The 11,275-nt window shown below is 63.8% G+C and carries 7 protein-coding genes; 3 read left to right on the top strand and 4 right to left on the bottom strand.

Annotated elements, in window-relative coordinates; genetic code table 11:
• Positions 1-114 precede the first annotated feature (114 nt).
• The 3 genes from VKS22_00105 (at position 115) to VKS22_00115 (ending at position 4,540) form a co-directional block, all read left to right on the top strand.
• Positions 115-738, top strand: coding sequence for a hypothetical protein (locus tag VKS22_00105; protein ID HLW69002.1), 624 nt, complete (start codon positions 115-117; stop codon positions 736-738).
• Positions 735-2,648: a GNAT family N-acetyltransferase gene (locus tag VKS22_00110; GenBank protein ID HLW69003.1), complete on the top strand. Its 1,914-nt coding sequence runs from the start codon at positions 735-737 to the stop codon at positions 2,646-2,648. The genes VKS22_00105 and VKS22_00110 overlap by 4 nt, the downstream gene beginning before the upstream one ends.
• Before the next feature lie 299 nt (positions 2,649-2,947).
• A complete protein-coding gene (locus VKS22_00115; protein ID HLW69004.1) occupies positions 2,948-4,540 on the top strand; it encodes a GNAT family N-acetyltransferase in 1,593 nt (530 codons plus the stop codon).
• Positions 4,541-4,624: 84 nt separating this feature from the next.
• On the opposite strand, the gene VKS22_00120 is transcribed toward VKS22_00115, so the two are convergent.
• Genes VKS22_00120 through tssG form a run of 4 tightly spaced genes read right to left on the bottom strand, consistent with a single transcriptional unit; the run spans position 4,625 to position 11,164 of the window.
• The gene (locus VKS22_00120; protein HLW69005.1) at positions 4,625-5,296 is read right to left on the bottom strand and encodes a hypothetical protein; all 672 of its coding nucleotides are present in this window, start codon (positions 5,294-5,296) and stop codon (positions 4,625-4,627) included.
• 5 nt (positions 5,297-5,301) lie between these two features.
• A complete protein-coding gene (gene tssI / locus VKS22_00125) occupies positions 5,302-7,224 on the bottom strand; it encodes a type VI secretion system tip protein TssI/VgrG (GenBank protein ID HLW69006.1) in 1,923 nt (640 codons plus the stop codon).
• Positions 7,221-10,115: an AAA family ATPase gene (locus VKS22_00130; protein HLW69007.1), complete on the bottom strand. Its 2,895-nt coding sequence runs from the start codon at positions 10,113-10,115 to the stop codon at positions 7,221-7,223. Before VKS22_00130 ends, tssI begins: the two co-directional genes overlap by 4 nt.
• The gene (gene tssG / locus VKS22_00135) at positions 10,115-11,164 is read right to left on the bottom strand and encodes a type VI secretion system baseplate subunit TssG (protein ID HLW69008.1); all 1,050 of its coding nucleotides are present in this window, start codon (positions 11,162-11,164) and stop codon (positions 10,115-10,117) included. The genes VKS22_00130 and tssG overlap by 1 nt, the downstream gene beginning before the upstream one ends.
• Positions 11,165-11,275: the final 111 nt, after the last annotated feature.

Consider the following 11,275-nt stretch of genomic DNA (forward strand, 5'->3'; position numbering starts at 1 on the left):
GCTAATGTTCCTTGCCGCAGGCCGGCTGTATGAGTTAGCGTGTTTTTGTCGATACTCGTCGGGTGGCAGTGAGGGGTGGCCATTCAGCAGCCGAAAGTTAATCTTCCGCGGCTCGTGCCCGTAACGCACCGCGGCAAGGCAACCACTGCCACGGTGCAGCGCGCCGCGGTGGCGACGTTCACGCCACACGCCCGCATCTTGCGTTCTCCACCGCCGCCACGCGCGGTCGCAGAGGAGCTCGTCCCACGCCCCGGCGGTGGCTTCCATGTACGTTCACTGCAGCGCCAGACGCTGTCGCCACCGAGCGGCACCTTTAATTTCGTCCGCGTCCACGGCGAATCGCCGCGATCCCGTCCGGTGCTGGTCAGCGCACAGCTCGCACACGCGCAACTGGCAGGCGGGCGGCCCGTGGACTATGCCGGCACTGCGAAATTCGAGCGCGGCGAGATGGCCTGGTGGAGCAATTACTCCGGCACCTACCAGCCGATCGCCGCTTTCCGCGCGCAGGCCGGGCTGCCCGAGGATAAGTTCGTGCCCTGGCAGAAGCTGCAGATGGGCGGTATCGCGATGCAGCGCGGCATGTTCACCGAGCGTCGGGCAACAACGCCCGAGCCCGCGTCGACGCCGTTGGCGGCCGGTAGTGCTGCGGGACAGAAATCAGCTAGCGCAGCCGCCCGCCTCGTAGGCAGAGCGTCTACCGCCGATGCGGACAAAGCCGGAGGAGGATCCAAACGATGACTGGCAGGGTGATCCAAGGATTGTTTATCGGCGGGCGGCCGCGAATTCCAACACCAGTCGCTCAACCGAGCGCGATGCCGCGCCGCCCGGGGCCGCCCGCGCCGGCCTTTGCCGGACGTTTGGTAGCGCAGCCGCACGGAGCGGGCGACGCGGTTCAGGTCGATGCGGGGCAACTGGGTCTGGGGAGCGGCGGCGGGCAGCGGCTGCCGGAGGCCGTGCGCGGCAAGATGGAAGCCGCCTTCGGCGCGGATTTCGCCGGCGTGCGAGTGCATGTCGGGCCGCAGGCCGAACGGGTCGGCGCGATCGCGCTAACGACCGGGTCGGATATTTACTTCGCCCCAGGCCATTACCGGCCGGAGACCGTGCAGGGCCAGCAACTGCTCGGCCACGAACTCGCGCACGTGATGCAGCAGCGGGCTGGGCGGGTGCGCAATCCGCTGGGAGCGGGCGTCGCCGTGGTGCAGGATCGCGCGCTCGAGGCCGAAGCCGATTGCCTGGGCCATCGCGCCGCCGCGCATCGGCTCGCGATGCAGCCGAAGCTCAAGCCAGGTGCGGCGCAGCCTTCCGCACCCGCGCGGATTTCGGCGCCGGTCAATGTGGGTCCAGGCAGCTACCGTCTGACGGCAGGCGACGGTGGGCGGCAGGTCGGGTCGGTCATGGTGCATGCGAGGGACAGAGCATCGGTTGAAGTCACGGATTTGGGCGTCGATCCCGACCATCGCGAACACGGTATCGGCCAGCTGTTGCTCGCCTCGGCGGCGCGTACAGGTCAACGGTTCGGCAAGTCCAAAATGACCTTGGCCGCGGAGGACAACGGCAGTGGCCGCCTCACGCATTGGTACAAGGGCATGGGCTTCGCACAGGTCGGGATGAACCGGCAGGGCTATGCGCAACTGGAGGCCCCGATTGGCCGCGTAATCTCCGCGGTTATGCAGAATTCTTTTGCCGCGCCGGGGGCCTTTAAATCCTCCGCGCTGCAGCTGATGGAGAGTAAAAAGAAAACCAAACCTAAAACCGCCGAAGAAAAAAAGCAGGCTGAGAAGGAAAGACGAAAAAAACAGGAAGCCCAGAAGGAAAAATCGAGAAAAGAATCCGTCGACATAAAGAAGGCCGAGGCGGAAAACAAGAAAGCCGCCGTCGAAGTAAAAATTGTGAAGCAGCGCGAGAAGGAGGAGCTAGCGGCGAAGGCGGAGATCGCTCTACGAGAGGAACAGGCGGAGTACTTGCTGTCGCCAAAATATAAGGCGGATCAATTTTTTCGGCGGATGGAAACCTTGGCCCGTTTCCTCGAGACCTTTGTGGCCACCGACGCCAGCAAGACCAACGTCTGTGTCGCGCTCGTCGAAATCGAGGGAAAGATTTTTGCCACGACCAACCAGAACTCGATTGGCAAGGTGTCCTTTGATGACGATAAAACACTACTTGTCGATAGTAACTTTACGGTTGAACCAGGCGAACAATACGCTGACGTAAGCGCGAAGAAGCTTAGCGTCTATTTCGCGGAGTCGGCCGAATTGATTAATAGTATAACGCAGGTGGGCAAAGACTGGTCTGACAATCTTCATGCCGAGATGAAGATGCTGGAGTTTATCGTCCTGAAAGGCCTGCTAAATCCTGTGACTATTTACATCTCTCGGCTGTGTTGCCCTAAATGCTGGAAGGCTATCAACAAGTGGAATGAAAAGAAGATGGCGCCAGCTATCGTTGTGAGGCAGGGCACGCACGCCAGCTTCTATCCCGGATGGGAGCTGCCCAAATGCATCGAGGCTGACGAGGAGCTTGCGGACGCGATTACGGGCGAGCGAGGAAGGAAAGGCTTTTCTGAATACACAGATCTCAACACACAATCGACCCGCCGGGAGCGGAGCCCGTCTCCTGCACCTAAGGGTGGTAAGGTTGCCTGGCTATAAGGCCCAGGTACGAGGGCCCATTACAGGTAAACCGTCCTGTGAAGTGATGCCGCTAAGGTTCGCACTCAACAACTCGCTCAGGTGAAATGATTGAGTCCGGCACTGTGCTCACAACGCCTTGAGTGGGCTCGCCGGGCGCCCCGAAGCTCGATGGGGAGGATCGCACCATGACTGGCAAGGTAATCCAGGGATTATTTATCGGCGGGCGGCCGCGAATTCCGGCGCCAGTGGCGCAAACCTCGATGATGCCGCGTCAGGCGAGACCGCCCGCCCCCGCTCTCGCTCGATGTGCGCCGATCGTGCAGCCGCACAGCTCTGGCGATGTGTTCCAGGTCGATCCGGCGCAACTCGGACTGGCGAGCGGCGGCGGGCGGCGGCTGCCGGACGCCGTGCGCGGCAAGATGGAGGCGGCATTGGGTGCGGATTTCTCAGGCGTGCGCGTGCATGTGGGGCCGCAGGCGGAGCGGGTCGGCGCGATCGCGCTCACGATGGGCACTGACATCTACTTCGCCCCGGGGCGATATCAGCCGGATACCGTCCAAGGCCAGCAACTGCTCGGCCATGAACTGGCGCACGTGATGCAGCAGCGGCTTGGGCGCGTGCGCAATCCGCTGGGAGGGGGCATTGCGGTGGTGCAGGATCGCGCGCTCGAAGCCGAGGCCGATCGTCTGGGCCATCGCGCCGCAGCACAGCGCGTCGCAGTCCAGCCGAAGCTGGCGCCGGGTGCGGCCCAGCCGCCGTCACCAGTGCGGATTTCGCCGCCCATCAGCGCCGGTCCCAGCCGCTACCGGCTGACGGCTGGCGCGGCCGGACGGCAGATCGGATCGGTGATGGTCCATGCGCATGACAAGGCCTCGCTCGAAGTCACCGATTTGCGCGTTGACCCGGCGCATCGCGAGCATGGTATCGGCAAGCTGCTCCTGGACTCGGCCGCACGCACGGGTCAGCGGTTTGGGAAATCCAAGGTGATGCTGGCAGCTCAGGACAGCGGCAGTGGACGGCTTACCCATTGGTACAAGGAGATGGGCTTCGCCCAGGTCGGCGTGAACCAATACGGCTATCCGCAGTTGGAGGCTCCGATCAGCCGAATGCTTGCGGGCGCCGCGCAACCCTCGCGCGCGCGTTGGTCGCCCCAAAAGTTTCAACCCTCCTGCGCTCAGCTTGCGGGCGCCTTCCATCCAATCATTCCGCCGCGGGCGCGGAGCTTTCAGTCTCTGTACAGATCAATCCAAATGATGGAGGAGCCGGAAAAGGCGAGAGATAAGTACAAGATTTATCCGCAAGATAACATCGTAAAAATCCCTGTCGATCTTTTGGTCGGGACCCATTTAGCGGTTAGTGAGTCTTTCGATGACGGCAAGAAAGTCCAAGCTACTGCCGACGAACTCGTGGCTAACCCGCAGTTAGTTAATAACCCAAAGTTCACGCTAACGGTATTTAAGGCGACACGACCCGGCGATCCAGACGGCCCGGCATACTGCTGGAGCGCTAACAATCGAAGGCTCAAGGCAATGAAGCTAGCCCATAAGCTATTGAAAGAGGAAGGCAAGAGCCTCCCTGAAGTGAATATAAAATGGGCGACCGAATCGGATCTAATGGACGCAACCCTGCCGCACAAATGGAATAACATCGACGCCATAGGAGATGTTCCGTTCGCTAACTTTGCCACGAGGATTGCGCGCTACGAATCGGGCGATACACCGGAAAAGAAAGTTACGACGCCTAAGCAGACACAGAAACTTCATGTCGAATTGAAAAAACAGAGGGAAAAGGAAAAGCCTACAAAGTTTACTGGTCCGCGAGGCCAACGGACGCAAGCAGAACGAAAAAAAGAAGATGAGCTTTTCAGCAAATTAACTGCTGATCAGCTAGCGGATATCTACGATCTTTAAGCGAAGTTGGTTGATCCTGGATGCCATGACCAGCGTACCTTCTCCCTAGGGTAAGGCCGGAGATAGTGCGTTGGCCCAATGCGGCTATTCCCCGCCCAGCAGCCGCTTATACCATGGAGGCTGATTCGACGGTGCTGACCGCGGCGCGGGCTGCTTTTGGCCCACTTGCTTATCAGCGACGTATTGCGTGCGCGTCTGCGCGCGGCCCGCTTCGTCATACTCGATGACGGGGCCGTCCAGCTTGCCGGCCTTGTAGAGGCTGCGCTTGCGCACCGTGCCGGCCGGGTCGAGATCCAGCGTCTCGCCCTCCAACAGCCCATCGGCATAGTTCATCCGCTGCTGGACGCTGCCGTCCGGACGATAGACCACCAGCTCACCATGGAGCCTGCCTGCCCGCATCATACCGCTCGTGGCGAGCGCGCCCGAGGCGGCGTAGCTGCGCATCGGCCCCTCGGCGTGACCGGCGATGAAGGTCATCTCTGCGAGCATCAGGCCTGCGTTGTAGAACACCGCTGGTCCGTCGAGCAGGCCGCCGCGATTGTTGACCCTCGCGAGCGGTGCGCCGGCATCGTCATAGAGCACCATCGCGCCGTCGCGTTGGCCCTCGGCGAAGCCGATCTCGGCGGACGGCTTGCCACCGGGGCCGAATAAGGTAGTTGGACCGTCGAGGATGCCGGCGCGGTAGGTGGTGCGCTCCACCAGCGCGCCGGCCGCGTCGCGCCGCTCAATGGTTTCCTCCGGGGTTTCCGCATTCACAGCATTTAGTTCAGCTTTACGATGCCGCCCTTCAGCGCCAGCATCCCGCCACCGTCGACGGTGCCGCTCGCGCTGGCTTTCAGCTCGGCAGTGGTCGCACCCTGTAGGCTGAGGCTGGTGCCGGCCTGGCCGGAGAGCGAGGTTCCGCTGCTGATCGCCAGCGAAGTGCCGGCCTTGATCGTCATGCTCGTGCCGGACTGCAACGTCACCGCACCGGATGCCTTAATGGTGATGTCGCCGTCCACAGTCAGGGTGAAATTACCTGACACAGTCTGTGTAAAGTCCGCCTTGTTGCTATGCGTCTCGGCGCCGGTCACGGTCAGCGCGCGCGTGTCCTGCACGCTGTGGGTTTCCTTGCCCTTGCTGACGGTCACAGTGCGGTCGCCCTCGGAGATGGTCAGGGTGTCGTTGCCCTTCGAGATCGTCACCGCGCGGTTCTGGGTGATCGTGACCGTCTGATCGTTGAGCACGTCCACGTTCATGTCCTTCTGGGCGTGGACGTAGATCTCTTCGCTGTTCTTCTTGTCCTCGAAGCGGAGCTCGTTGAAGCCACCGCCGCCCTCCGAAGAATTGGATTTGAGCACGGTCCTGGTCTGCTCGTCCGGCAGGGTATACGGTGCCGGATTGTCGCCGTTATAGACGCAGCCGGTTATCAGCGGCCGATCGGGATCGCCGTCGAGGAAGGTCACCACCACCTCTTGGCCGATGCGCGGGAGGGTGAAGGCGCCCCAGCTCACGCCGGCCCAATTTTGCGCTACGCGTATCCAGCACGAGCTGTCCTGGTTCTTCTCGCCGAGCTGGTCCCAATGGAATTGGACTTTCACGCGGCCGTATTTGTCGGTGTAGATCTCCTTGCCTGACGGGCCGACGACCATGGCGGTTTGCGAGCCGCCGATGCGCGGCGCCGGCGTGATGCGTGGTGGGCGGAATGGTACGCTCGCCGGGAAAGCAGTGAAGCGGTTGCTGTATTCGCGGCGCTGCGCCGAATGCGCGACCGAGCGCAACGCGTAGCGTGCATTCACCGCGGGGTCCGGATGCCCGGTCAGGGTGAAGGCACCGCCGGCGCACAGGGCCCGCACCGGGGAGGCGCCGGAGATCTGCTTGGCCACTGCCTCATAGGCTTCGATCCGCCGCTTGGCCACCGCCTCGCCGGCATCAAGCTTCTCATACCGGCCGGGATATTCGTAAACGCGGCGAGTACCGTTGCCGGTCGTGACCTTCAACTCGGTGCTCGGCGTGATGAAGTTGAAATCGTCGGCCTGATAGGCCTGGACCCCGACCCGAGCCTCGCTCGACAGGGTCTCGATACGCAGATCGGTCAACCAGTCGCCGCCCGACGGCAGGGGCAGGAACGGGATGCTGGCGGCGTTCGCGCAATCGTTGAAGCTTGCCGGGTCATCGGCCAGCACCAGCGTGTGCGCGCTGTCGCTGTGCTCAAAGAAATAGAAGATGCCGTACTCCTCCATCAGGCGGCTAACGAAGGCAAAGTTGGTCTCTTGAAACTGCACGCAATAATCGAGCGTGTCATAGTTGCCGCGCAGATCGTTGCGGTAATCCGTGAACCCTGAATCGCCGAACACTGCGGTCAGGATGTCGGGAACGGATTTCGACTGGAAAATGCGGTTGTCGGCAATCAACGACAGCATCCACAACCAGGGCCTGAGTTCAGCCGTGCATTCGTTGCCGCTCTGGGCGAAACGCGTCACCAGCCCATGCAGATAGCGCTTATTCCCGTCGCCGTCGATCAGAGTCACATAGGTCGCCTTGCCGAGAATTGCGCTCGCATCGACTGGATCCTGCGCCGTCATGGTCAGGTTCAGCAGGAAGAGATCTGAGATATGCTCCTCGCCCTCGAGGCCGCGCAGCGTCAGCGCGTCGCCGCCAAGCGGAGTCGTTACCGCCAGCGACCATTGGGGCGCGCCGCTCATGGTTTCAGCGTAACGACGATGCCACCATCGCCGGCGACCGACAGATGGGCACCCGCGATCGGCCGGCCCTCGGCCACGTTATCCAGGATGCATCCGGAGAGCGCGGGCAACACTGAATGCGTCAGGATGGTGTCGACCATGCGCGCACCGCTTTCGGTCGCACCGGCGCGCTCAGCGATGGTGCCGATAACCCGCCGATCGTAGGTCAGCTCGCCATGACTGGTGGTGGCGAAGCGTTCCTGGATGCGTTGGAGCTTAAGCCGTGTCACTGCCTCGATGCCCGCGCGGCCAAGCGGTTGATACGGCACGACGACCAGTCTGCCCAGGAACGCCGCGGAGAATTGCCGCAGCAGCGTCGGCCGGATCGCCGCGGTGAGCACCTCGGCAGTCGCCGTCGGGTTCCGCTCGGCCATCTTGCTTAGCAGTTCGGCGCCGAGATTGGAGGTCAGCAGGATGATGGTGTTCGTAAAGTCGACCATCTGACCCTCGCTATCCTCCAGCACGCCGCGGTCGAAGACCTGATAGAACATCTCGAGCACATCCGGATGCGCCTTCTCGACCTCATCGAGCAGTAACACGCAGTAGGGTTGGCGGCGCACCGCTTCGGTCAGCGTGCCGCCGCTGCCGTAGCCGACATAGCCCGGCGGAGCGCCGCGCAGGCCCGAGACGCTATGCGCCTCCTGGTATTCGGACATGTTCACGCTGACCAGCGAGCGCGCGCCGCCGAACAGCAGTTCGGCCAGCGTCAATGCGGTTTCGGTCTTGCCGACGCCGCTCGGACCACAGAGCAGAAAAACGCCGGTCGGCTTATTCGGCTCGCCCAGATCGGCATAGAAGGTCTGGATACGCCGGCAGATCGTATCGAGAGCGGCATCCTGGTCGATGATGCGTTCGGCCATGCGCGCCTTCAGCGAGCGCGCATTGGTCAGCGTGTCCGCCAGCATCTGGCCGACCGGGATGCCGGTCCATCCTGACACCACCGCGGCGATGGCGCGGCGGTCAACGCTGGTCGCGGTGAGCCCTTTGCCCGCTCGCGCCGCTTCGAGCTCGCGCCGCCGCTGCTCTTCGGCGCGGGCAAAGGTTTGTTCGAGTGCCTCCAGCCGTTCGGCGCGGTCCGCTTGTAGCGCCGCCTCGCGGCGCAGCGGGATGATTTCCGCCTCGAGGGCAGCACAGCGCCGCTCAGCATCGGCGAGCCCGCCCGCCGGCAAATTCTGTGTGGCCGCAGTGTGCGCATAGGCCGGGTCGAGCACAAAGATTGCCTTCTCCGGCAACTGCCGGCCGCTGAGGAAGCGGCGCGAAAGGCGCATTGTCTCGATGATGCGTTCCGCCGTGCGCGCCTTCAGCGAGCGCGCGCTGTTTACCTTCGGGCTGACCGCGATGCCGTTCTTGCCCAGCGCCGACTTGGCGATGGCCCGGCTATCGGCGCCGTTTGCAGCCAGCCGTTTTTCCCGCTGCAGCTCTTCGAGTTCGCGCAGCCGCCGTTCGGCTTCAGCGCGGGCAAGGGCCTCTTCGAGCGCGGCCAGCCGCTCGGCGCGGTCCGCCTGCAGCGCTGCCTCGCGGCGCAGCCGGGTGAGTTCCGCCTCGAGCGCAGCAGAGCGCTGCTCAGCATCGGCGAGCTCGGCGGGCGCTGTGCTGCGTGCGATCGCAACGTGCGCGCAGGCCGTATCGAGCACCGAGATCGCTTTCTCGGGCAATTGCCGGCCTGCGATGAAACGGTGCGACAGACGCACGGCTTCAGCCAGCGCCTCTTCGAGGATGCTTACGCCGTGATGGGCCTCGAGCTTTGGGGCGAGGCCGCGCAGCATCTCGACGGCCACAGTTTCAGTCGGCTCAGCAACGCGGATGACCTGGAAACGGCGCGCCAAAGCCGGATCCTTCTCAAAGAAGCGTTTGTATTCGCCCCAGGTCGTAGCGGCGATGACGCCCAGCGCGCCGCGCGCCAGAGCCGGCTTGAGCAGATTGGCCGCGTCGGCCTGGCCGGCCGCGCCACCGGCGCCGATTAGCATATGGGCTTCGTCGATGAACAGCACGGTGCGCGGCGTGGCGGTGGAGGCTTCATCGATGACAGTGCGCAGCCTTTGCTCAAACTCGCCGCGCATCGAGGCGCCGGCCTGCAGGAGTCCGAGATCGAGGTTGCAGACAACGAGGTCGGCGAGTCGCGGCGGTACCCGGCCTGCGGCGATGGCGCTGGCGAAGCCCTCGACGATCGCGGTCTTCCCGACCCCGGCCGGGCCGGTGAGGATGGGATTGTTCTGCTGACGGCGCATCAGGACGTCGATGATCTGGCGGATTTCGGCGTCGCGGCCAATCACCGGATCGATGCGTCCGGCCCGCGCCTGGGCGGTCAGATCGATCGTGTAGGCGGCGAGGATCGAGGCAGCGCCGACGGGTTTCGGCGGGCCCGGATTGGTGACGGCGATCTCCGAGCCGAGGCGGAGCCATTCCGGCAGATCTTGCGCTAGGCGGTTGGCAAAGATTGGGCTCAAGGCCGGGACGGACGCCAGCAGGGCGGCGCGCCGCGCAGCATTCTCGCGGGCGGCGTAGACGATGCTGGCGGAGCCGAGCTGGGCGAGGCCCTGATCGACCGAGGCGACCACCCAAGCCGCGCCGAGAGTATCGACTAATTCGCCGGAGAGCGCGGGAATGCGCGGGCTGCCGCTGGTGAAGCGCGCCACCGCGGCTTCAAGGCCGGCTTGCAGCGGTTGCGGGTCGAGCCGTTCGTTGCGCATCAGAAAGGCCAGATCGGTGTCCTGGCCTCGGCACAACTCGAGAAGCAGATGTTCGAGTTCGATCGTGGCATGGCGCTCGCGCAAGGCGCGTTCGGCGGCACGCTCAAGCGCGCCGCGCGCCGGCGCGGTGAGGGTGGCGACCAGCCGTTTGGAATCCGTCATTAATCCTGCGCCGCGCGGCGCGTGGTTAGGCGCAAGTGGATCGGGGCCGGGAGCTGCCACGGCGCCTGGCCCAGCCATGAAGTCCATCCGAGTCGGGGGCGGGGCTGGCCAAGGGCGCCTGGCGGCACGTCCGGCGGCCGCAGCATCACGCGCATCTCGACCTCGAAAGCGTCGCCGAGCGCAAAGGCGACCAGCCCGGCAAGTTCCTCATGCTTGGGGCCGTCGGGCAGAAACTTCAAAAAGGTCTCGCGATCAGTCGGCCCGATCTCAAGGCAGATGCCGGCGGCCTGATCCCAGATGCGCTTGCCCAGCACGGCACTCTGGGCCAGCCTTCCCGAGCGCCCCAGCCGGGTGTATTGATCCGCGGCCAGACTCAGCCAGCCGCCGCTTAGCGGCAAAACCCGGACCGGCAGGCCGAAATGCGCGCCGATGAGCCGTTCGAGCGCGTGGGCCGAGAAGGGCTTGGGATTGAGCAGCCCGGCAGCTCCGATCAGGCTTGCGGCGATGGCGCCGAGGTGGGCTTCGACCTGGGCGGGCGACAACGTCGCCAAACCGAGCAAGGCGAGCAAGGGAACGCTCGCCGGCGTGTCGGCCGAGGCGACGTCCTTGGCCGAGGCGATCTGCAACGGTGGAGAAAAGAGCTTGTCGAGACGCAACAGGAGCGCCAGCAGGCGATGGTTGAAGAGATCGAGAAAGTCGCGCGCAGAATGATCTTTGACGCGCTCGCGTTCGATCACGCGCGCGCTCAGAGGTGGCGGTAGCGGTCCAAACGCGCCGGCGAGGCCGAGGACGGTAAGGGTGAGGGTCGGCTGGGGCTCGCCGTCGGTGCGGTCAAGGCTTTCGATATCGCTCGGCGGAAAATTGCTGCTCAGACTGCTGCGCAAGCGGACCGCCTCGCGTCTCGGATCGCTGCCGGCTCCAACCGCCACGGAATCTGCAGGCGCCATCAGCTCCAGCAGACGCACCGCCTGCCGAATATCGAAACGATACGGCTGCTGGTCGAGCCTCTCGCTCAGAGAAGCATCGAGTCGCCCGTTACTGCCGGCCATCGCCACATCTCATCCCGCTGCCTGCCCTTCATCACCAATTCGGTGAACGAGTTCACCGCGACGTAGAGGCCCAAGAATCTGCTCAGCACCGCGCCAAAGAGATAGGCGCTG

It is taken from the genome of Candidatus Binataceae bacterium (assembly GCA_035308025.1).
Classification (GTDB): domain Bacteria; phylum Desulfobacterota; class Binatia; order Binatales; family Binataceae; genus JAJPHI01.